At 66.3% G+C, this 20,031-nt stretch carries 23 protein-coding genes; 15 read left to right on the top strand and 8 right to left on the bottom strand.

Annotated features, from left to right (window positions below; all coding sequences use genetic code 11):
• Positions 1–10: 10 nt before the first annotated feature.
• Both A9D12_RS14395 and A9D12_RS02660 read right to left on the bottom strand, forming a co-directional pair.
• Positions 11–184, bottom strand: coding sequence for a YezD family protein (locus A9D12_RS14395; protein WP_082925352.1), 174 nt, complete (start codon positions 182–184; stop codon positions 11–13).
• A 137-nt stretch (positions 185–321) separates the two neighbouring features.
• On the bottom strand, positions 322–762 hold the full coding sequence (locus A9D12_RS02660; RefSeq protein ID WP_068349534.1) for an RrF2 family transcriptional regulator: 441 nt from the start codon (positions 760–762) through the stop codon (positions 322–324).
• 88 nt (positions 763–850) lie between these two features.
• On the opposite strand from A9D12_RS02660, the gene A9D12_RS02655 reads away from it, so the two are divergent.
• Both A9D12_RS02655 and A9D12_RS02650 read left to right on the top strand, forming a co-directional pair.
• Positions 851–2,041 carry a phospholipase D-like domain-containing protein gene (locus tag A9D12_RS02655; protein ID WP_068353511.1) on the top strand — a complete coding sequence of 397 codons (1,191 nt, stop codon included), beginning with the start codon at positions 851–853 and terminating at the stop codon, positions 2,039–2,041.
• 80 nt (positions 2,042–2,121) lie between these two features.
• Positions 2,122–3,279, top strand: coding sequence for a GGDEF domain-containing protein (locus A9D12_RS02650; protein ID WP_231889677.1), 1,158 nt, complete (start codon positions 2,122–2,124; stop codon positions 3,277–3,279).
• Between the two features lie 25 nt (positions 3,280–3,304).
• Here the strand turns inward: A9D12_RS02650 and A9D12_RS02645 are convergent, their stop codons facing one another.
• Entirely contained in the window at positions 3,305–4,828 is a 1,524-nt protein-coding gene (locus A9D12_RS02645; protein ID WP_068349530.1) for a replicative DNA helicase, read from the bottom strand.
• Positions 4,829–4,964: 136 nt separating this feature from the next.
• On the opposite strand from A9D12_RS02645, the gene A9D12_RS02640 reads away from it, so the two are divergent.
• From A9D12_RS02640 to A9D12_RS02630, 3 genes are read left to right on the top strand one after another with little or no spacing between them, the layout of a single operon-like run.
• Complete coding sequence (locus tag A9D12_RS02640; RefSeq protein ID WP_231889676.1) at positions 4,965–5,498, top strand: UPF0262 family protein; 534 nt, start codon at positions 4,965–4,967, stop codon at positions 5,496–5,498.
• 11 nt (positions 5,499–5,509) lie between these two features.
• The gene (locus A9D12_RS02635) at positions 5,510–6,241 is read left to right on the top strand and encodes a glycoside hydrolase family 25 protein (protein ID WP_068349527.1); all 732 of its coding nucleotides are present in this window, start codon (positions 5,510–5,512) and stop codon (positions 6,239–6,241) included.
• Entirely contained in the window at positions 6,220–6,663 is a 444-nt protein-coding gene (locus A9D12_RS02630) for a cytidine deaminase (protein ID WP_231889675.1), read from the top strand. The genes A9D12_RS02635 and A9D12_RS02630 overlap by 22 nt, the downstream gene beginning before the upstream one ends.
• Positions 6,664–6,673: 10 nt before the next feature.
• Here the strand turns inward: A9D12_RS02630 and A9D12_RS02625 are convergent, their stop codons facing one another.
• A complete protein-coding gene (locus A9D12_RS02625) occupies positions 6,674–7,810 on the bottom strand; it encodes a M14 family metallopeptidase (RefSeq protein ID WP_068349523.1) in 1,137 nt (378 codons plus the stop codon).
• Positions 7,810–8,454, bottom strand: a complete 645-nt coding sequence (locus tag A9D12_RS02620; protein ID WP_068349520.1) for a hypothetical protein — start codon at positions 8,452–8,454, stop codon at positions 7,810–7,812. The genes A9D12_RS02625 and A9D12_RS02620 overlap by 1 nt, the downstream gene beginning before the upstream one ends.
• A 119-nt stretch (positions 8,455–8,573) precedes the next feature.
• Here A9D12_RS02620 and galE point away from each other — a divergent pair, with 119 nt between their 5' ends.
• From galE to A9D12_RS02605, 3 genes are all read left to right on the top strand, one after another.
• A complete protein-coding gene (galE, locus tag A9D12_RS02615) occupies positions 8,574–9,578 on the top strand; it encodes a UDP-glucose 4-epimerase GalE (RefSeq protein ID WP_068349518.1) in 1,005 nt (334 codons plus the stop codon).
• 106 nt (positions 9,579–9,684) lie between these two features.
• Entirely contained in the window at positions 9,685–9,810 is a 126-nt protein-coding gene (gene ykgO, locus A9D12_RS02610) for a type B 50S ribosomal protein L36 (protein WP_017666014.1), read from the top strand.
• Positions 9,811–9,902: 92 nt separating this feature from the next.
• Positions 9,903–10,505, top strand: a complete 603-nt coding sequence (locus A9D12_RS02605; protein ID WP_418251577.1) for an HAD family hydrolase — start codon at positions 9,903–9,905, stop codon at positions 10,503–10,505.
• Positions 10,506–10,622: 117 nt separating this feature from the next.
• Here A9D12_RS02605 and A9D12_RS02600 read toward each other — a convergent pair whose 3' ends face one another.
• Positions 10,623–10,949: a DUF8200 family protein gene (locus A9D12_RS02600; RefSeq protein WP_068349512.1), complete on the bottom strand. Its 327-nt coding sequence runs from the start codon at positions 10,947–10,949 to the stop codon at positions 10,623–10,625.
• A gap of 206 nt (positions 10,950–11,155) precedes the next feature.
• Between A9D12_RS02600 and A9D12_RS02595 the strand changes: the two genes are divergently transcribed.
• The gene (locus A9D12_RS02595) at positions 11,156–11,707 is read left to right on the top strand and encodes a winged helix-turn-helix transcriptional regulator (protein ID WP_068349510.1); all 552 of its coding nucleotides are present in this window, start codon (positions 11,156–11,158) and stop codon (positions 11,705–11,707) included.
• Positions 11,708–11,767: 60 nt separating this feature from the next.
• The gene (recQ, locus tag A9D12_RS02590; RefSeq protein WP_068349508.1) at positions 11,768–13,579 is read left to right on the top strand and encodes a DNA helicase RecQ; all 1,812 of its coding nucleotides are present in this window, start codon (positions 11,768–11,770) and stop codon (positions 13,577–13,579) included.
• On the opposite strand, the gene A9D12_RS02585 is transcribed toward recQ, so the two are convergent.
• Both A9D12_RS02585 and A9D12_RS02580 read right to left on the bottom strand, forming a co-directional pair.
• The gene (locus A9D12_RS02585; RefSeq protein ID WP_231889674.1) at positions 13,580–14,323 is read right to left on the bottom strand and encodes a hypothetical protein; all 744 of its coding nucleotides are present in this window, start codon (positions 14,321–14,323) and stop codon (positions 13,580–13,582) included.
• A 153-nt stretch (positions 14,324–14,476) separates the two neighbouring features.
• Positions 14,477–15,967 carry a YifB family Mg chelatase-like AAA ATPase gene (locus A9D12_RS02580; RefSeq protein WP_068349506.1) on the bottom strand — a complete coding sequence of 497 codons (1,491 nt, stop codon included), beginning with the start codon at positions 15,965–15,967 and terminating at the stop codon, positions 14,477–14,479.
• A gap of 175 nt (positions 15,968–16,142) precedes the next feature.
• On the opposite strand from A9D12_RS02580, the gene A9D12_RS15135 reads away from it, so the two are divergent.
• From A9D12_RS15135 to yidC, 5 genes are all read left to right on the top strand, one after another.
• Complete coding sequence (locus A9D12_RS15135; protein WP_197489859.1) at positions 16,143–17,225, top strand: hypothetical protein; 1,083 nt, start codon at positions 16,143–16,145, stop codon at positions 17,223–17,225.
• Between the two features lie 90 nt (positions 17,226–17,315).
• Complete coding sequence (gene rpmH / locus A9D12_RS02570) at positions 17,316–17,450, top strand: 50S ribosomal protein L34 (RefSeq protein ID WP_026092078.1); 135 nt, start codon at positions 17,316–17,318, stop codon at positions 17,448–17,450.
• 148 nt (positions 17,451–17,598) lie between these two features.
• Positions 17,599–17,991: a ribonuclease P protein component gene (gene rnpA / locus A9D12_RS02565; RefSeq protein ID WP_082925602.1), complete on the top strand. Its 393-nt coding sequence runs from the start codon at positions 17,599–17,601 to the stop codon at positions 17,989–17,991.
• The gene (yidD, locus tag A9D12_RS02560; RefSeq protein WP_068349499.1) at positions 17,988–18,197 is read left to right on the top strand and encodes a membrane protein insertion efficiency factor YidD; all 210 of its coding nucleotides are present in this window, start codon (positions 17,988–17,990) and stop codon (positions 18,195–18,197) included. Before rnpA ends, yidD begins: the two co-directional genes overlap by 4 nt.
• An 82-nt stretch (positions 18,198–18,279) precedes the next feature.
• Positions 18,280–20,031, top strand: coding sequence for a membrane protein insertase YidC (gene yidC, locus A9D12_RS02555; protein WP_068349497.1), 1,752 nt, complete (start codon positions 18,280–18,282; stop codon positions 20,029–20,031).

Below are 20,031 nucleotides of genomic sequence, written 5' to 3'. Positions count from 1 at the left end.
AACCGGCCGGTCAGTCGGTCAGCCGTGTCCTTTCGGTAATGTCGATCTGCATGACCTTGCCATCATGCACGGTCAGCTGGATTGCCCCGTAACGCAGGCGGTCTAACGCCTCGCTCACCACCCGGATGGCTTCGGGCGATTGCTTGGGCGTGCCCTTGTCATAGCGTGTCGCAGAATGGTCCATCCACAGGCCTTTCGTTTCGCGGCGGGTGCCGTCTGCGAAAGGCTGCTAAACTCAAGTGATGTGATTGACAATAGGGTTCGGCGAGCAGTTTTTCTGTGGTGCGGCAAAAGGTGGGCTTTGTGCGCCGGAATGCCGCGTCAGGCGGTGTCGGCGGCGAAGGGGGGCACCGGGGTGATCGGATCGGACAGACGGATCGCATCGAGGATCTGCGCGGTGCGGTCACGCACGTCGAGCAGCAACGCGCGCGTGCGGCATTCGCCTTCCTCAAGGCAATTCTTGCACTTTTCGTGCGCGTAGCGGCTGGCGCAGGGCACCAGCGCAAGGCTGCCGCGCATGTGCCGGATCAGGTCGCCATAGGTGATGTCGATCGGCGGGATCGCCAGCCAGTACCCCCCGTCGCGCCCGCGTTGCGATTCGACCAGCCCTGCGCGGGTAAGCTCGGACAGGATCACGGTCAGGAACTTTGCCGGGATCTTCTGATTATCCGCAATGGCCGCAAGCTGCACCGGGCCCTGACCATAATTGTCGGCAAGGTGCTGCATCGCGCGAATGGCATAGCGGGTTTTCTGCGAGAGCATACAAGGGCATCTATCCGCCCGCAGCTTTGCGCGGTCAAGACCGGCAAGCGCAACCAGGGCGGGACAGGAAAAGGGGGTGGCAGCGTCGATGACCGGGACCGCTGGCGAAACACCCACCAACGCGCACGGCTATGCCGATCCTGATTGTTTCAGCATCGCGGCAGGTGGCCACAATCTCACCTTCTATCCCGGCGGCCCCGAACGGCTGGAATCGCTGATCGCGCTGATCGACGGCGCGCAGACCTCGCTCGGGGTATTCTACTACATCTTCGACAAGGACAATTCGGGCAGGCTGGTGCGAGATGCGCTGGTCGAGGCTGCGCGCCGCGGGGTCAGGGTGGATGTGATCGTCGATGCCTTTGGCAATGATGCGGGCGCGGACTTCTTTGCGCCGCTGATTGCAGCCGGCGGCAGCTTTGCGGTGTTCTCGCCCAAGTGGGGAACGCGCTATCTGGTGCGCAACCACCAGAAGTTCGTGATTGCCGACAATGCCCGCGTGATGACCGGCGGGGCCAATGTCCAGGATGCCTATTTTGCGTCTGTGCGCGATGATGGCTGGTGCGATCTGGCGGTGCTGATCGAAGGCGCGGTCGCGGCGCGTTTTGCCGAATGGTTCGCGCTGGTGCAGGCATGGGTCGCCAATGCCGCAGGCGGACACACCCGCAGCTTGCGCCGGCTGCGCGATCTGGTGCGCGACTGGGACGGCGGCGAGGGGCCGGTGCGGTTGCTGGTCGGCGGGCCGCTGGTGCGCCGCGGGCATTGGGCGTGGGTGTTCCGGCAGGATCTGCAGAAGGCCACCCGGCTCGATACCGTATCGCCCTATTTCAGTCCGCCGCGCAGCTTTCGCCGCCTGTTCCGCCGCATCGGCCGGCGTGGGACAGCACGGATGATCATGGCGGGCAAATCCGATATCGGCGCCGCGATCGACATGGCGCGGCTGCTCTATGGCAAGCTGCTGCGCGCCCGCGTCAGGATCTTCGAATTCGCGCCCGCCAAGCTGCATCTCAAATTGCTGGTGGTCGACGATGTCAGCTATGTCGGTAGCGCCAATCTCGACAAACGCTCGTTCCGGATCAATGTCGAACTGATGGTCCGGATCGAGGACGCAGGCCTTGCCGCAAGGCTGCGCGAAATGATCGACCATTTGGAACAGGCCAGCGTGCCGATCACGCCCGCCTGGTATGCGCGGCAAAGCACGTTCTTCAACAAGCTGCGCTGGCGTCTGGCCTATTGGGCAAGTCTTGCCGATTACCGCATCAGCAAGGCAGGCACCGTCTGATCGCCTGCGAATTCCCGGTTAGCTGACAGGGGCTTATCGTTAACGCAGATTTTACGTGCAGGCGCGTAAGGGTTGACCCCATGAGGGGGATCATCGAACAATTTCGCCAGCGGGTCATGCCGCCGATTCCCGCGGCAATCGCGGACCAGTTCGCGATCCTGCGCGCGCGCCGGGTCGAAACGCAAAGCCCGGTGATGTATCTGATGCTGCTGGCGACCACGCCGACTGCGGCGATGGCGGGTGCGGCCGATCTGCACTGGGCGGTCAAATACGGCATGCCCGCGCTGCTCGCAGTGCTGTGCGTGCTCGGCCTGATCGAAAACCGGATGACCCGCGCGCGCCCGATGAGCCCGCGCCGCGCGCAGTTGATCGTCAAGAAGACCGCGAGCGTTTCGGGCTGGGTCGGGGTGATGTGCAGCAGCTGGGCGGTGATCAACTGGTTTGCCGCAGCGCCCGGAAACCACGCCAGTTTTGCGATGATCATCGCGATGGGATCGCTGGGGACGGCCTATTGCCTGTCCGCGATCCGCTTTGCCGCGATCCTCAACCTCATCATCGGGGTGGTGCCAATTTCGGCGCTGATGCTGACCTCGGGTCGCCCGGCCGAAATCGCCGCGGCAACATCGCTGGTGCTGGCGACGCTGATCCTGATCCGCTTCATCCTGCAAGGCCATGCGATGCTGATCGACCTGCTGCAATTGCAGGACCAGACCCGTGATCTGGCGCACACAGATCCCCTGACCGGGCTGGCCAATCGCCGCGCGCTCGACACGCGGATCGAAGCCTTGCTGGCCAAGGGGCCGAGCGCACCGCCGTTCCGGCTGGCGCTGCTCGATCTCGACGGGTTCAAGCCGGTCAACGACCGCTATGGCCACGCGACCGGCGACCGCCTGCTGTGCGCCGTTGCGCAAAGACTACGCGAAGCGATCGGCGATGGCGGGTTGGTGGTGCGGCAGGGGGGCGATGAATTTGCCGTGCTGATCCCGCCGCAATCGCCGCTCGCCGATGTGCCGCTGGCCGATCGGCTGCTGATCGCGCTGGTGCGCCCGCATGTGATCGAGGGCGCAACGATCCGCGTCGGCGCCAGCGTCGGCATCGCGCACTATCCCGATGACGGCAGCAGCGCCGAGGCCTTGTTCGGCCATGCCGACCGCGCGTTGTACCGGGCGAAGAACGAAAACCGCGGCCAGCGCAGCTTGCGTGATCCGCTCGAGCCGGATGAAATCCTTCGCGCGTGACTTCTGCGCCGCTGCGGCTGGGTCGCTATTCCTCGAAGCCGTAGTCCGAATAATCCTTGAAATTGGGCGAGGTGAACTTGGTAATGTCGCTCTGGAAGTGGAGCGGCACGTTGCCGGTCGAGCCGTGGCGCTGTTTCGCCACGATCAGCGTCGCGCGGCCCACCAACCCTTCGAACTTCTCTTCCCACAGACGGTATTTTTCCTGCACGTCGGGCGGGCTGCTCGCATCGGGCGTGTCGGGTTTGACCAGCAGGTGATAGTAATCGCCGCGGAAGATGAACCACACCATGTCGGCGTCCTGCTCGATCGAGCCGGATTCGCGCAAATCGGAGAGCATCGGCCGCTTGTCCTCGCGGCTTTCGACCGCGCGGGAAAGCTGTGACAGCGCGATCACCGGAACCTGCAATTCCTTGGCGAGCGTCTTCAGGCCCCGGCTGATTTCGGAAATCTCGTTGACGCGGTTGTCGTTTCCGCGGCCCGAACCCTGCAAGAGCTGAAGATAGTCGACGATGATCAGGCCGATATCGTGCCGCCGTTTCATCCGCCGCGCGCGGGTGCGCAAGGACCCGATCGTCAGCGCGGGCGTATCGTCGATATAGAGCGGCAGTTCAGCGAGACGCTGGCTGGCATAGGACAGCTTCTGGAAATCCTCGCGGGAGAGCTTACCGCTGCGCAGCGCTTCGGACGAGATTTCCGCCTGTTCGGCAAGGATACGCGTGGCCAGCTGGTCGCTGCTCATTTCGAGGCTGAAGAAGGCGACCGGCGCACCGTAGTTGAATTCGCCGCCTTCGCGCTGCCAGTTGAGATGCTGTTCGGCGCAGTTGAACGCGATATTGGTGGCAAGCGAGGTCTTGCCCATGCCCGGACGGCCGGCAAGGATGATGAGATCGGATTCGTGCAGGCCCGCGGTCTTCTGGTCGACGGTGGCAAGGCCCGTGGTGCGGCCCGACAGGCCGCCGCCCGATGCCATCGCCTTTTCGGCCATCTTGATCGCGGTCATCGCCGCTTCGCGGAAGGTCGCCGCCTCGCGCCCGGTCGAGGCACCCTCGGCGACCTTGAACAGATCGGCTTCGGCCTGCGCGATGCGATCGATCGGCGAGGTGTCTTCGGAGGTGTCGAGCGCGCCTTCGACCAGCCCGCGGCCCACGTTCACCAGCTCGCGCAGCAGCGCCAGATCGTAGATTTGCTGGGCCAGCTGGCGCGGCACCAGCAGGCCTGCGCCGCTTGCGGTGAGCTGTGCCAGATAGGACGTGCCGCCAAGCTCGCGCAGCGCCTCGTCCGCTTCGAAGAAGGGCCGCAGCGTCACGGGCGAAGCGGTGGCGTTGCGTTCGATCAGCGTCAGCACGCGGTCATAGATCCGCCCGTGCAGGGCTTCGAAGAAGTGCTCGGGCCGAATCGGCACGGGCAATTCCTCGATCACGCGGTTGTCGATCAGCACCGCGCCAAGGAATGCGGCCTCCGCATCGAGATTGGCGGGCAGCTTCCTCACCGGCAGTTCGCCGGCGGGGTCGTGGGGCTTGATCGGGGTCACTTTTTCGGGCTCGGCCATGGCGCCCTGATGCGCAGCCGTGCGCCCGCCATGCAAGGGGCGGAAGCGCCAATATTTATTTTGCATCCTGTGGATAGTGGGGAGAGCGCATCGAAGTGCTTGAAGTGCGCGCCCCTGATCTGCGAAGGCATGGCGCATGGCCGATCTGCCGCCCGATTCCCTGCCTGTCTCGCCCGCGCCCGGTGCCGCCGGGGCGCAGCGCATTGCGCAGGTCACGCTCGACGAGGCGACGATCCTGTGGCGCAATGCGGATGTCGAACAGGAACGCCGCGTGGCGATCTATGACCTGATCGAGGAAAACACCTTCAAGCCGGTGCGCAGCAGCGAACGCGGCGCGCCCGGCCCCTATCACCTGCACCTGTCGGTCACCGACGGGCGGCTGGCAATGGATATCAAGGACACGGGCGAGCAATTGCTCGAAACCCTGATGATCGGAATGGCGCGGTTCCGCCGCCCGATCCGCGAATATTTCGCGATCTGCGATTCCTATTACCAGGCGATCCGCAAGGCGACCCCGGCCGAAATCGAGACGATCGACATGGCGCGGCGCGGCATCCACAACAACGCCGCCGAGCTGCTGCTCGAACGGCTGGAGGGCAAGGTCGACACCGATTTTGCCACCGCGCGGCGCTTGTTCACGCTGATCTGCGTGCTGCATATCAAGGGTTGAAACGGCACGGCATGGTCAGACAGGCAAAAGCGGGCAGGGCGCGCGCGCGGCGGGCGTCGCGGCGGTTGCTGTGGCGGCTGGCGGCGCTGGCGGGGTTGTTCGCGCTCGCCTTTGCCGCGTGGCTGTGGTGGGACATGCGCGAATGGCGGCCCGACCCGCAGCTTTATCCCGAACAGGGCGCGCTGGTGCCGGACGGGATCGCGCCGGTGAAGTTCGAGACGCTCAAGGCAGTGGGCGCAGGCTTTGTCTATCTGCCGCTGGCAGCAGGCGCGGGCACCGATGCGCCCGGCGGCTTTGCCGATCGCTTCGCGCAGGCCAAGGCCGCCGGGATGAAGGTGGGCGTGCTGCTGCGCTTCGACCCCTGCGCGCCCGCCGATGCGCAAAGCGGGATGTTCGCGCAGATGGTCCCGCGCGAGGGTGACCTGCTGCCGCCGGCGATTGCGCTGGGCGCGCTGGCGGATGGTTGCCAGCCCGCGGTCAGCGATGCAGCGGTCGAAAGCGAACTGATGACGCTGATCAACCAGATCGAACTGCACGCTGGCAAGCGCGCGATCCTGCAATTGTCGCCCGATTTCCAGACCCGGCACCACACCGCCACCGCACTGGCGCGCGATCTGTGGCTGCGGCGCGACCGCGCGCGGCCGGACTATGCGGGGCGCCCGTGGCTGCTATGGAGCGCCAACAGCGCGCGGGTAACCGAGGCGAGCGAGGAGCCGGTCGAATGGGTGGTGGTGCAGAAATGATCCCGGGCGGCGAGGCCGAGCAGGCGCTGATCGACGCGGCCTTCGCTGCCGCGCGCAACGCCTATGCACCCTATTCGGATTACCCGGTGGGCGCGGCGCTGTTGTTCGATGACGGCGCGGTGATCACCGGCTGCAATGTCGAGAACGCGAGCTATGGCCTCGCGCTCTGCGCCGAAACCGTCGCGATCGCCAAGGCGCTTGGCGAAGGCCGGCGCGGCGGGTTGGCCGCGGTGGCGGTGGTCGGATTGAAGGCCGATGCCGAACCGATCACCCCGTGCGGGCGCTGCCGTCAGGTGCTGAACGAAGTCGCCGCGCTCGGCGCGACCGATCCTATGGTCCTGTGCGTGAGCAAGGATGACGTGCGGCGCGTGACGCTGTCCGCGCTGCTGCCGCACGCCTTCGGGCCCGGCCATCTGGCCTAGGCCCAAATCCTCAAGCTTCGCGCCCTTCAAGCCATTCGACCAGTGCGGCAAGGCATTCGCGGCCCAGCAATTTGCACCGTTCGGGGGACCAGCCCTGCTCGGGCTCGGGGAAGTCGGCGAGGTCTTTGTACGGCATTTCCAGCGTCATCGCGACCGCACCGAAGCGTTCGGCGAGCTGGTTGGTGCTCATCGACAGATTGGCGCGGCCGGCGGGCGCCTTGGGGTAGCCCAGCTTGGTCTGGAAATCGGGCGTGCGCCGGTCGAGGATCGCCTGATACCGGTCGTAACCATCGCCCTGTCCTTGCGTCCACGAAGGGATCCCGTCGAACCCGGCGATGAAGACCGCGGGGATCGCCTCGTCGGCATGGACATCCATCGCGAAATCGACGCCGGTTTCGTCCATCCGGTTGCGGATCGCGAGCACTTCGGGCGAGCGTTCGGCGCTGGGCTGGGCCCATTCGCGGTTGAGGTTCGTGCCCGCCGCATTGGTGCGCAGATGCCCGCGGCGCGATCCGTCGGGGTTGCAGTTGGGGACGATGTGCAACCGGCAATGCTTGCGCAGCGCGCGCGCGACCGGATCGGCGGGATCGATCAGGCATTCGATCGCGCCTTCCATCCACCATTCGGCCTGCGTCTCGCCCGGGTGCTGGCGCGCATAGAGCCAGACCTGCGTGCTGCCTTCGCCCATTTCGAGGCAGTCGATCGGTTGCCCATCGAGGGTGGTGCCGAGCCGCACGTAATCGACGCCTTCGCACGATGCGGTCTCGGCGATCAGATCGTGGTGCCGCTCCATCGAATAGGGCGCGAAATAGGCGCACCAGAACACGCCGCCCGCCGGAACGTAGCGGATCGTGAGCGTCCCGCCGTCCTCGGCCTTGTCGTATGTGCTCGCCGCCCGCACCCAGTAATCGCGGTCTTCGCTGATGCAGGCATCGTAATCGGGCCAGCCGCCGGGATAGGCGCTGGCTTCGAGGCCGGTGATCTTCAGCACCACTTCCTCGCCTGCGGGCGCGGTGACGCGGAAGTGGAACCACTGGAAGAATTCCGAGGCATTGTCGCGCCGGATCGCAAGGCGCGCGGTGTTGCCCTGAATGTCCAGCACGTCGATGTTCCCGGCGTCGAAACCGGCGTCGATGAAGAGTGTCATTATTGTCCTTGCAGCTTTTTGGCGTCGAGCGTCACGGTTTCGCCATTGCCACCGGGGAAGTCCTTGAACAACCCGGCAGCGAGCGTGCGCGCGCTGGTTTCGGTCTGCGAATAAGGCGACTTCACCCCCGTCGCGATCTGCGAGCGGCCTTCCCACAATGTCTCGCCGCCGCTGCGCGCGATGCGCACTTCGAGCGTGGTGAGCGCCTCGGGGCTTTCGCGCCCGCCGCCCAGATTGATCCCCACGCCCATGCCGAGGCCCGAACCATAGCCGCCGGTCGAACCGCCGACCCCGACGTTTACCGGCCCGCGGCGATCGACGGGCGCGGCGGCAATCGGGCCGCGCGTGGTGCGGATCGTGGCGGTCTGGCTGGCCGGCGTGCCTTCGGGAACGACGGTGTAGCCCAGACGCGCCAGTTCGGCGCTGACTGCCTGCGCAAAGGCGGCGCGGGCGGCAAGATTGCTGACCGTGTCGGGGAACGCCACCGCGATCGTCCCTTGCCCAAGACCAGCGGGCGAGGCGGCGACGAAGCGGGTCACTTCGACCGGGCCGGTATAGGGCGTGGTCGCGCAGGCGGACAGCGCAAGCGCGGAGGCCAGCGCAAGCGCAGCAGGCAGGCGGAAAGCGGGGCGGGGCAGCGTCATGGCGTGGTGTCCTCTCGTGGTGCGACTTATATAGAGCGCGGGGATAAACCTGCGAGGCCTGCGATAAGTTCGCACGCGATTGAGATTTTCTCAGCGGTTTGTGTGGTAAGGGTGCCGATATGACTGAAAGCAAACCTTCCGTCCTCGTCACCGGCGGGGCCGGCTATATCGGCAGCCACGCGGTGCTTGCCTTGCGCGATGCCGGCTGGCCGGTGGCGGTGATCGACAATCTGGTCACCGGTTTCCGCTTTGCCGTGCCCGAAGGCGTGCCGTTCTACGAAGGCGATATTGCCGATGGCGCACTGCTCGCGCGGATCTTTGCCGAGCAGGGGACGGGCGCGATCATGCATTTCGCCGGATCGGTGGTGGTGCCTGAAAGCGTCGAAAATCCGCTCAAATATTACGAGAACAACACCGCCAAAAGCCGCGCGCTGATTGCCGCGGCGGTGACGGGCGGGGTGCGGCACTTCATCTTCTCTTCGACCGCGGCGACCTATGGTATTCCCGAGGTTGCTGCCGTTTGCGAGGACACACCGCAGCGTCCGATCAACCCCTATGGCTGGTCCAAGCTGATGACCGAGCAAATGCTTGCCGATGTCGCGGCGGCGCACCCGCTCAATGTCGGGGTGCTGCGCTATTTCAATGTCGCGGGCGCCGATCCGCAGGCACGCAGCGGGCAATCGACCGCAGGCGCGACCCATCTGATCAAGGTCGCGATCGAGGCCGCGCTGGGCAAGCGCGAATCGGTGGCCGTCTTCGGCACCGATTTTGCCACGCCCGATGGGACGGGCGTGCGCGATTACATCCATGTCAGCGATCTGGCGGCGGCGCATGTGCTGACGCTCGAGGCACTGATCGCGGAGCCCGCACGCTCGCTGACGATGAACTGCGGCTATGGCCGCGGCTTTTCGGTGAACGCGGTGCTCGACGCGGTCGACCGGGTGACGAATCGCAAGCTCGACCGGCGAATCGAAGGGCGGCGCGCGGGCGATCCCGATTCGCTGATCTCTGATCCCTCGCGGCTCAGGCAGACGCTGGGGTGGGAGCCTGCGCATGCCGATCTCGACACGATTATCGCGCATGCGCTGGCGTGGGAGCGCAAATTGACCACGCTGCGGGGCTGATGGGGGCGAACCGGCATTGACGTTCGGGTGCGTCACCGCTAACGGCAGCCCTCGAATTTCCGCGCGTCGGGCCATTCCGGCGCGCTTTGTATTTGGAAAAAGAGCCATGAAGATCGTCAACAGCCTGAAGTCGCTGAAGGGTCGCCACCGCGACAACCGCGTGATCCGTCGTCGCGGCCGGACCTACGTCATCAACAAGACCGATCGCCGTTTCAAGGCCCGCCAGGGCTAAAGCAGGCGCGGCTGCCCGGCATGGGCGGCTGATGGAAATTGGCGGCCCGCCTCCTTGCAGGAGCGCGGGCCGCAGGCGTTTGGGGAATGACGATGCGCAAGGCCGCGGTGTTCGATGTGGGGCGGGTGCTGTTCGACTGGCAACTGCGCGTCTTGTTCGAAAAGCTGATCGCCGATCCGCAAGAGCTCGACTGGTTCCTTGCCAACGTTGTCACCGAGGAATGGCATTTCGAGCATGACCAGGGCCGGACGATGGCCGAGATGCTGCCTGAGCGAATCGCGCTCTACCCCGCGCAGGAAAGCCTGATCCGCGCCTATGCCGCGCGGTTCAACGAAACCATTCCCGGGCCCGTCCCCGGCACGCATGCGCTGGTCGAACGGCTGGCAGCGCGCGGCGTACCCTTGTTCTGCCTGACCAATTTCGGCGACGAGTTCTGGCAGGCGTTCCGCCCGACACAGCCGATCTTCGACCATTTTGCGGATATCATCGTCTCCGGCGTCGAGAAGGTCGCCAAGCCCGAGGCGCGAATTTACGAGATCGTCGAACGGCGCAGCGGTCGCAGCGGCGACGCCTTGTTCTTCACCGACGACAATCCCGCCAACATCGCCGCGGCGCGTGCGCGCGGCTGGGACGCGCACCTGTTCACCGATGCCGCCGCGCTCGAAGCGCAGTTGACGGGTGCCGGACTGCTGTAAGCGCCCGGCGGGAGCAAATGAAAAACCCCCGGTGCCGGGACACCGGGGGTTTCAGGCTCCATCCGGGTGGAGAGGGGAGAGGGTCCGGAGGGAGAGGGACGTCGTGTCAGGCGGCGATCAGCCGTTGCACTTGGCCAGTTCGGCCTCTTCGATCGCGGCGCCTTCGACCTTGAAGGCGGCGATTTCGCCCGACTTGCGGTTCAGGCCGCGGCAGATGCGCAAGGGGCGCGCGCTGGCCTTGCCGGCAACGCAGGTGGTGCCTTCGCAGGTCCAGGCAACACCGCCCGCAACGAAGCGCGCTTCGCTGGCCGGCGCGGTCAGGGTTGCGGTGTAATAGGCAGGGCCGGCGGCCTGCACGGTGCTGGCAGCAGCGCCGCCCATCACCAGCGCCGAGGCGAGAATGGCAAGCTTGCCGGTACGGGGAAAGGAGGGGGTGTTGATCATCGGAATATCCTTGCCGTCTGTTCTTTCGGGGCGAGGCCCCTTTGGTCGCTGTCACAATCTTTTGCAACGCAACATTTCGATTCGAAACTAGTTGCTATTCGCTACTTATGTGAATAGGTTTTGAGTTGCAACTGGAAATTGAAAATTTTTTGTGTGGCCTGCAAAATCGGTTACACATCCCTGGCAAGGGGAGGAAAAGGCGATCCATGGGTGACTTGAGAGAACCGCTGCGCGAACTGATCGAATGCGGCTTGCCGCAGGCGCTCGAAGTGATGGGCGAACGCTGGTCGTTCATGATCCTGCGCGCCAGCTTCAATGGTCTCAAGCACTTCGAGGAATTCCTTTCCGAGCTTGGCATCGCGCGCAACATCCTGTCGAACCGCCTCGCGAAGCTGGTCGAGCACGGCATCCTCAAGCGCGAGCCGTGCGCCGATGATCGCCGCAAGATCGAATACCGGCTGACCGAAAAGGGCCTCGACCTGCTGCCCGCGATGCTCGCGCTGCGCCAGTGGGGCCAGAAATACGGCAGCGAGCGGGTGGTCGAAGACCCCGTGCTGGTCGACGAACGCGACCGGCTGGCGATCGGACCGGTGTCGATCCTCGCGCATGACGGGCGCATCCTTGGCCCGCAGGATCTGTGGCTGGTCCGCCCCGCAGACCTCGGCAAGCGCGCCGACGGCACCATCGCGGCGCGTGGGGGCGATCTTGCCACCGGCGACGTCGTCGATCTTGCCGCGCGCAAGGCGGCATCGCGATAATCGGTCGATAGCGCCCCGATCCGGGTGCATTTTGCGCCCGAGCTGCGCTAGGGACTGGCCATGAACGAGGCCGTGCCCCCCGCTACCCTCCCTCCTGCATGCCATGACATCCTGCGCCGCACCTTCGGCTACCCCGCGTTTCGCGGGCAGCAGGAGGCGGTGATCGGGCGGGTGATGGCCGGCCAGCACACGTTGGCGCTGATGCCGACAGGCGCGGGCAAGAGCCTGTGTTACCAGATCCCGGCGCTGGCGCGCCCCGGCACCGCGATCGTCATTTCGCCGCTGATCGCGCTGATGCACGACCAGATCCGCTCGGCGACCGCAGCAGGTATCCGCGCCGCCTCGATGACCTCGGCCGACAGCGACAACGCCGCCACCGCCGCAGCCTTTCGCGCAGGCGAGCTCGACCTCCTCTATGTCGCCCCCGAGCGCGCTTCGACCCCGGGGTTCCAGAGCCTGCTCGAACGCGCGCAGGTTTCGCTGTTCGCGATCGACGAGGCGCACTGCGTGTCCGAGTGGGGCCACGATTTCCGCCCCGATTACCGCATGCTGCGCCCGGTGCTCGACCGCTTTCCCGCGGTGCCCCGCCTCGCGCTGACCGCGACCGCCGACCGCACCACGCGCGCGGATATCCTGCGCCAGCTCGGCATCCCCGACGAAGGCCTGATCGTTGCCGGGTTCGACCGGCCCAACATCCGCTATGCGATCAACCCGCGCGACAACGGCACGCGCCAGATCACCGAACTGGTCCAGCGGATGGACGGGGCGGGGATCGTCTATGCCCCCAGCCGCAAGCAGGCCGAGGATCTGGCCGCCGCGATCACGCGCTCGGGGCGCGAGGCGGGGTTCTATCACGCGGGTCTGGAACCTGAACGCCGCGCGCGCGTGCAGGCCGAATTCGTCGCTTCCGAAAGCATGGTGATGGTCGCGACAATCGCCTTTGGCATGGGAATCGACAAGCCCGACGTGCGGTTCGTCGTCCATGCCGGGCTGCCCAAGTCGATCGAGGCCTATTATCAGGAAACCGGGCGCGCGGGCCGCGATGGCGATCCGTCCGAGGCCCACATGTTCTGGGGCGCGTCCGATTTTGCCCGCGCGCGGCAATGGCTGGGCGAGGTCGAGCCCGAACGGCTTCCCGCTGAGAACGCGCGGCTCAATGCTCTGGCCGCGCTGGTCGAGGCGCCGACCTGCCGCCGCGCGATCCTGCTCAGGCATTTCGGCGAGCATCCTGCCCCCCGCTGCGGCAATTGCGACAACTGCCTCGAACCGCCCGACGTGCTCGATGCGAGCGAACTGGCGCGCAAGCTGCTGTCGGCGGTCTATCGCACCGGACAAAGCTTCGGCATCGGCCATGTCGAAAAGGTGCTGACCGGCCAGAGCGACGAGCGGATCGAAAGCCGCGGACACGACAAGCTGTCGGTGTTCGGGATCGTCGGTTCGGGCGAGGCGGCCTTGCTGCGGCCGCTCACCCGCACGCTGGTCGCGCGCGGGATGCTGAGCGCGACCGAGCATGGCGGGCTGATGCTCGGGCCTGAGGCGCGTGCGGTGCTGAAGGGCGAGGCTGCGGTCGCGATCGCCGAACCGCCGGTGCGCCAGCGCCGCCAGCGCCGCACCCGCGGCGGCGGCGACACCGCGCCCAACCCGGTCGGCAATCCGCTGTTCGAAGCGCTGCGCGCCAAGCGCAAGGCGCTTGCCAGCGAGCATGGCCTGCCGGCTTACGTGATCTTCCATGATTCGGTGCTGCGCGACATGGCGCTGCAATGCCCCGAGACGCTGGGCGAACTGGGCCGTATCCCGGGTGTCGGGGCGAAGAAGCTTGAGACCTGGGGTGCGGATTTCGTCGCGGTGGTGCGCGAACACGCTGGCAGCTGATCACCGCGGCGCGCGGCGCACCGAATAGTCGATCCGGATGCGGACCCAACTGCCGAACTGTTCGCGCCCGCCGATCCGCGCGGGGCGTACGCGGAATTGCCATGCTGCGGCCATTACCGCGCGGCCGATCTGCGAGCCTTGCGGGCCTTCGGACAGAAGCTGACAATTCTCGACATAGTAATCGCTGACCGTGCGGCACGCGATCAGCGCGTAGCCCGGGCCATTGGCGGTGGAGAGGTAGCCCGCCAATTCCGAATCGGTCGGCTCGCGGTACCAGCGCGCGGCATATAGCGGCTCGCCATTGGGTGCGGTGCCCACCTGTTCGCTGTCGCCGGCGGTGCGCGGATTGCCGGTGTCGGCGGGGCCGGCGGCCGCGCCCGGCCTGATCCGTGCGCTGATCTTTGGCCGCGCGGGCGCTTGCGGCGCGGGGCTGGGCTGCGGTTCGGGTTGCGGCGGCACGGGCTCTGCGCGCGGGGGCTCGGGCGCGGGCTCTGGCCGCAGCACCAGCGGCGAGGGCCGGATCGGCGAGGGCTGCACCGGCGTATCCGGCTGGGCGGTGTCAGCGGCGCTGGCAGCTTCGGTTTCTTCCGGCGCGGCGTCGGGCTGGGCCTGCGGGGCTGCGGCAAATTCGACCGCCTTGAAGGTGGTGAGCTCTTCATCGCTGTCGGGATCGCCCGCCAGATTGGCACCGAGCGTAAGCAGCATCAGCACGAGCAGCCCTTCGAGCGCGAGCGCGATGGCCATGCTCGCCAGCTTGCGCCGCCGCGACATGTCGCGCAGCACGGCGGCCCACCGCGAGATGCCGCGCGGCTGCTCTTGCGCCAATGCTGAAGGGTCGTGAGAAATCGCCGCTGCGCCTTTGATCGGGCCGGGGGGGGGAGGCCGCGTGCGTGCTCCTTAACCCGTCATCAGCCGATAGGATAGCGCCTCGGCGATATGGCTGCGGCCCACGCTCTCGGCCCCGGCAAGATCGGCGACGGTGCGCGACACCCGCAGCATCCGGGTATAGCCGCGCGCCGACAGCCGCAGTTTTTCGGCGGCCTGAAGCAGCAGCTTGCGGCCAGCCTCATCGGGCGCAGCATAATGATCGAGCGACTCGCCCTCCAGCTCCGCGTTCGAGCGGACGCCGCGTTCGGTCTGCCGTGCGCGTGCGGCAGCGACCCGCGCGGCAACCTCGGCGCTGCCTTCGGCGGGCGGGGGCAGCGTCATGTCGAGCGCGCTGACCGCGCCGACATGGACGTGCAGATCGATCCGGTCGAGCAATGGCCCTGACAACCGCGCCTGATAATCGCCGATGCAGCGCGGATACTTGTTGCAGTTGCGCACGGGGTCTCCGGCATAGCCGCAGCGGCACGGGTTCATCGCCGCGACCAGCTGGACGCGCGCGGGGAAGGTCACATGCGCGTTCGCGCGGGCGATATCGACCGTGCCAGTCTCCAGCGGCTGGCGCAGCGAATCGAGCACCGGGCGCTGGAATTCGGGCAATTCGTCGAGGAACAGCACGCCCAGATGCGCGAGGCTGACCTCGCCCGGACGCACCTTCAGCCCGCCACCGGTGAGCGCTGCCATGCTGGCCGAATGGTGCGGCGCGCGGAACGGACGCGCGCGGCTGATCCGCCCGGCCTCAAGCGTGCCGGCGACCGATTGCACCATCGACACTTCCAGCGCCTCGGGCGGGGTGAGCGGGGGCAGGATGCCCGGAAGGCACGAGGCAAGCAGGCTCTTGCCCGATCCCGGCGGGCCGACCATCATCAGGTTGTGTCCGCCGGCCGCCGCAATTTCGAGCGCGCGCTTGGCGGTTTCCTGTCCCTTGACCTGCCTCAGATCATTGCCTTGTGCCGCATCGGCGACATCGCCGCGCGGGGGTTCGGGCAGCACCAGACTGCCTTTGAGATGGCCAAGCAAGCTAGGCAGATCGCGCGGGGCCAGCACCGGCACACCGCTTGCCCAGCGCGCTTCGGGCCCTTGTTCGGCGGGACAGATCAGACCTGCGCCAACCGTGCTGGCATGAAGCGCGGCGATCAGCACGCCGGGGCTTGCAACCACCCGGCCATCGAGCGCCAGTTCGCCGACCGCGATCCAGTCATTAAGCTGTTCGGCATCGGTCACGCCCATCGCCGCCAGCAGCGCCAGCGCAATCGGCAGATCGTAATGCGAGCCGTCCTTGGGCAGATCGGCGGGCGACAGGTTGACCGTGATCCGCTTGGGCGGGAGCGCCAGGCCCATCGCGGCAAGCGCGGCCTGCACCCGTTCGCGGCTTTCGCTCACCGCCTTGTCGGGCAGGCCGACCAAATTGAAGCGCGGCAGGCCGGGGCCGATATGGCACTGCACCTCGACGCTGCGCGCTTCGAGCCCGAGGTAGGCGACCGTTCGTGCCAGCGCGACCATCAGCTTGCCATCCCCCCGTCTCCCCTGCGGCGATTGTGCAGCTTTGTGAGGGGCTTGTCGAGCGCCGAGCTGCCCTTGCGCAATGCCTGCTACGCAGCTCGGTACGAACGCGAAGGCATTTCGTAAGCATAAATCTTGGCAAATTCGGAAGGGGCGGCGGGCGACTATGCCGGTCATGAACCGCGTGATCGCCCTTGCTGCCGCTGCCTTGGCCATGCTGCTGCCCGCTGCGGCGTCGGTGGCGCAGACCCATGCGGGGCCGGGCGCGCGGGTGGTCTCGACGATTCGCTGGGTCGAGGAGTGGGATGCGGCAAGCGGCCAGTGGGTGCGCGTTGCCGATGGCGGACAAGTGTTTTCGGCTGCGGCCGCCGCGCCCGCGGGAACGGCAGAGCCGCTGGTCACCGTCAGCCGCGCAGGCGCTGTGATCGTGACCGAAACGATCCGCGAAACCCATCCGGTGCGCTTCATTGCGCAACCCGTGCAGCGCGGTTCCGCAGGCGTAGGCATAGCCACCTTCGGGCCGTTTCGCGTCCTCGACGAACGCCGCGCCGCGCTGGTGGGGGCCACCGATGCTGCCTCGCCCCAGGCCTTTGCGGCGATGATGGCGCGTTATCCGGGACTTTCCGTGATCGAATTCGTCGATGCGCCGGGAACGACGCATGATCTGGCCAATCTGCGGCTGGGCCGCGCAATCAGGGCGGCGGGGCTTGCCACGCATGTCCCGGCTGGCGGATCGGCGCGGTCGGGCGCGGTCGAACTGTTCCTGGCAGGGACGCAGCGCACGGTGGACGAAGGCGCGTTGTTCGCGGTGCATTCGTGGCGCGACGAGCGCGGGCGCGAGCCGGGCGATTTTGCTGCCGAAGCGCCCGAGAACAAGCTCTACCTCGATTACTATGCCGAAATGGGCATGAGCGGCGATCAGGCCCGCGCCTTTTACGCGATGACCAATTCGGTGCCGCATTCGGGCGCGCTGTGGCTTGAAGGCGCGGAGATGGCGCGCTGGATCGCGCCGGCTTCGCGCACGATCGATGGCCGGGTCGAACGCGCGTTGCGGATGGCGTTGCGGCGCTCTGGCCAGAGCCTTGCCGCCGCGCTCGGTGCGCGGCTGACGCTGCCCGCGCTTGCGCTGGCACCGCGTCCCGCGCGCGAAGCTGAGGATTCGCAGCTTGCGCCCCGCCTCGCCCCGCAGCTTGCTTTTGCCAGCTTTGGCGCGCAGGGCGGTGCGGCTTTGCTTGACTCATGGGCGGTTTCCCCATAACGGCCCCGTCTGTTTTGCGGCTTGCCTGATGGCGGCCCCGGCTCGGTTCCCTTAGAGGGGCGTGCGCCGGCCAGTTTTTTCGAGGATGATATGAAGCGTACCTTCCAGCCCAGCAATCTCGTGCGTGCCCGTCGTCACGGTTTCTTCGCACGCAAGGCCACCCCGGGCGGCCAGAAGGTGCTTCGCGCCCGCCGTGCGCGCGGCCGCAAGAAGCTCTGCGCTTAATTGCTCGCGCACCCGCCTGTGCGGGTGCGATTTCCTCGCTCATGCGGCTGCAAGGCCGTGTCGCTGCGGACGGCCAGCCGGCCTTGCGGGCTCCCTTCGGGAGCCCGTTGACGTATCCCGCCCCGGCAGCGATTCGATGGGCACGGACATGATCTCGGTTCTCACCCGCCGCGCGGATTTTCTCGCCGCCAATGCCGGTCTGCGCAATGCGCGGACGGGGTTCGTGTTGCTGACACGCCCGAACGGCGGGCAGGGCATTCGATTCGGGATCACGGTCACCAAGAAGATCGGTAACGCCGTGGTGCGCAACCGCATGAAGCGGCGGTTTCGCGAATTGCTGCGCGCCGCATTGCCCCAGCACGGGCTCGCCGATCACGACCACGTGCTGATCGGGCGCGCCGGCGGGGTGGAGCGCGATTTCCATCAGATGGCCGATGAACTTGGTAAGGCATTGGCACGCGCCCGCACCGGACAGGGCGATCCCGCCGGTGGCCGCCGTCCGCGCAAGGGCAATCGCCCGGGCAAGAGCGCGGTGCGGTGAAGCAGGTGCTGATCCTGATCGCGCGCGGCTGGCAGCTTGGCCCGTCGCGCATCCTGCCGCCTTCGTGCCGCTATTCCCCCTCGTGCAGCCAGTATGCGATCGAAGCGATCGGCAAATATGGTGCGGCAAAGGGTGGATGGATGGCGTTTAAGCGTATAATGCGCTGCCAGCCTTGGGGCGGACACGGCCACGACCCTGTCCCTTGAGGGCCGAAACTGCCGGGGTCTGGTAACGGGACCGCCTTACCCCCATAATACACCCACTGACGCATTCTCGCGGGGCTTACTCTTGGACAATCGCAATCTTCTGCTCGCTGTCGTGCTTTCGGCTTTGCTGATCCTCGGCTGGGAAACGGGTCTTCGGTATTTCTATCCCGAAGCCGCAATGACTTCGCAGCAGTCCGAGCAGGCGCGGCGCGCCGAAACGGTGGCTGCACCGGCGGCAACGACGGTCGCAGGCAATCTCGGCGGCGACGGCGCTGCCCGCAAGGTTGATCTCAGGACGTCGCTTGGCGGCGGCAACCGCGTGGTGATCGACACCCCGCGCATTGCCGGCTCGATCAACCTCGTCGGCGCGCGGATCGATGACATCACACTCAAGAATTACCGCGAGACGGTGAAGAAGAATTCCGGCCCCGTCCGGCTGTTCGCGCCCGAAGGCACCCCCGGGCAATATTTCGCCGAGTTCGGCTTCGTCGCAGGCGGCCAGCGTCAGCCGTCGAACCTGCTGTGGCAGGCCGATGGTACGCGCCTGACCCCGACCACCCCGGTCACGCTGACGCGCACCGATGCGGCCGGGATCACCTATGCGATCCGTTTCGCGATCGATGCCAATTACATGATCACCGCCAGCCAGAGCGTGAGCAACGCCGGCGCGGGCGCTGCGGTGATTCAGCCCTTCGCGCTGATCAAGCGCACCAGCACCACCGCCACGGTCGACCAGTACATCTCGCACTCGGGCCCGGTGGGCGTGTTCGGCGATACGCTGTGGGATCCGCATTCCTATGACGAGCTGGCCGAGATCGGCAACGAAACCCCGGCGGGCGCGCCCGACTGGCTTGGCTTTACCGACCAGTACTGGCTGTCCGCGCTGGTCCCCGGCGATGGCAGGGGCAACGTCAAGGTCGAGAACGCGGGCTTCCGTGCGCTGGGCGGATCGCTGTTCCGCACCGATCTGCTCTACAGCCCCGTGACCGTGCCTGCGGGCGCGACGATGACGCAGAACACGCGTCTTTATGCCGGCGCCAAGGACAGCCGGATCCTCGACAGCTACGAAGACGGCGGGATCAGCAATTTCGGCCTGGCGATCAGCTGGGGCTGGTTCTGGTTTTTCGAAAAGCCGATCCTGTGGCTCCTGCGCACGCTCAATGGCCTTGTCGGCAATTTCGGTGTGGCGATCATCCTGCTCACCGTGGTGATCCGCGGCCTGATGTTCCCGATCGCGCAGAAGGGCTTTGCCTCGATGGCGGCGATGAAGGCCGTGCAGCCGCGGATGAAGGAGATCCAGGAACGCTTCAAGGACGACAAGCAGCGCCAGCAGCAGGAAATCATGCAGCTCTACAAGGACGAGAAGGTCAATCCCCTCTCCGGCTGCCTGCCGATGCTGATCCAGATCCCGGTGTTCTTCGCACTTTACAAGGTGCTGGTGCTGGCGATCGAGATGCGCCACGAACCCTTCGCCTTGTGGATCAAGGATCTGTCCGCACCCGATCCGGCGCATATCCTCAACCTGTTCGGCCTGCTCGATTTCACCGTGCCGGCAGGCTTCCTCGCGATCGGCCCGCTCGCGGTGCTGCTCGGCATCACGATGTGGCTGACTTTCCGCCTGAACCCCAGCGCGATGGACCCGGTGCAAAAGCAGATGTTCGCGATCATGCCGTGGATCCTGATGTTCGTGATGGCCCCGTTCGCCGCGGGTCTGCTGATCTACTGGATCACCTCGAACCTTCTGACCGTGGCGCAGCAAAGCTATCTCTACTCGAAGCACCCGCAACTGCGCGCCGCGAACGAGGCCGAGAAGCTCAAAGCGGCGAAGGGATAA

The sequence above is a fragment of the Erythrobacter neustonensis genome, from assembly GCF_001663175.1.
In the GTDB taxonomy this organism is placed as follows: domain Bacteria; phylum Pseudomonadota; class Alphaproteobacteria; order Sphingomonadales; family Sphingomonadaceae; genus Erythrobacter; species Erythrobacter neustonensis.
Note: the sequence above shows the minus strand (reverse complement) of the source record. Positions and strands in the feature narration are given on the sequence as shown.